This window comes from Mesorhizobium sp. LEGMi-168a (assembly GCF_058312955.1).
The window spans coordinates 1-1,014 of the sequence record NZ_JBZEGV010000161.1 but is presented as its reverse complement, the minus strand read 5'-3'; the positions used below and the strand labels follow the sequence as shown (position 1 = coordinate 1,014).

The window sequence follows — 1,014 nt, the reverse complement described above, 5'->3', positions numbered from 1 at the left end:
ACTGCAGCCGGCGGCGTGCAGGCGGAATACATGGTGGCGCGCCTCGGAGAAGAGAGCTTCTACCTCATTTCGACGCCGCGCGCGGAGCGCTGGAATTTCGACGACCTCTCAAGACTGCTTCCTGCTGACGGCAGCGTGAGCCTGAAGAACGTCACCAACGATCGCGGCTGCTTCACGATCGTCGGGCCGAACGCGCGCGAGGTGCTGCAGCCGCTGACGGAGATCGATCTTTCGAACGAAAGCTTTCCCTGGTTCAGCGTGAAGACTGGCAGTGTCGCCTTGGCCAGCGACGTGCGGCTGCTGCGCGTGAACTACGAAGGCGAGTTGGGGTGGGAGCTCTACCATCCCATGGCCTACCAGCGGCAATTGCTGGATGCGATCCTGAAGCAAGGCGAAAGGCACGGCATGCGCCTCGTCGGGCTTCATGCGCTGGAGTCGCTCAGGCTGGAGAAATCCTACCGCGCGATGTATCGCGACATGAACCCCGAGCTCAATGCGCTGGAAAGCGGGCTCGAACGGTTCATCCGCCTCGACAAGGGCGATTTCATCGGGCGCGACGCGGTTCTGAAATACAAGGCAAGGAACGACCAGCGCCGCTCGGTCACGCTCAAGATCGAAATCGATGGCGCGAGCACGCTTGCTTCCGAGGGTCTCTACATCGATGGCGAGCTGGTCGGGCGCATCACCTCGGGCGGCTATGGCTACGCGCTCGGGCACGACGTGGCGCTGGCGCTGTTGCCGGAGCGTTTGAGCAAGCCCGGCACGAAGCTCGACGTTGCGATCCTGGGAGAATGGAAGACCGCCGAGGTCATCGCGGATTCGCCTTACGATCCGGCCTCGGCCAGGGCGCGGATGTAACCCTCGATCGCGCAGTCGGCCCGATCATCTTCGCATTGTCACGGATCGTTCCGTCTTGCCCTGCGTTGAAGGACGCAAGGAGGAATCCGCAATGGACGACGATCGGATCGAGAAGATCAGGCAGCGCGCCTATGAGATCTGGCAACGCGAAGGCAG

General features: G+C 62.4%; 1 protein-coding gene. It reads left to right on the top strand.

The features are described 5' to 3' along the window. On the top strand, nt 1–858 hold an 858-nt coding region (locus tag AC4FWB_RS34635; protein ID WP_491030710.1), incomplete at its 5' end, for an aminomethyl transferase family protein. Between the last annotated feature and the right edge of the window lie 156 nt (nt 859–1,014).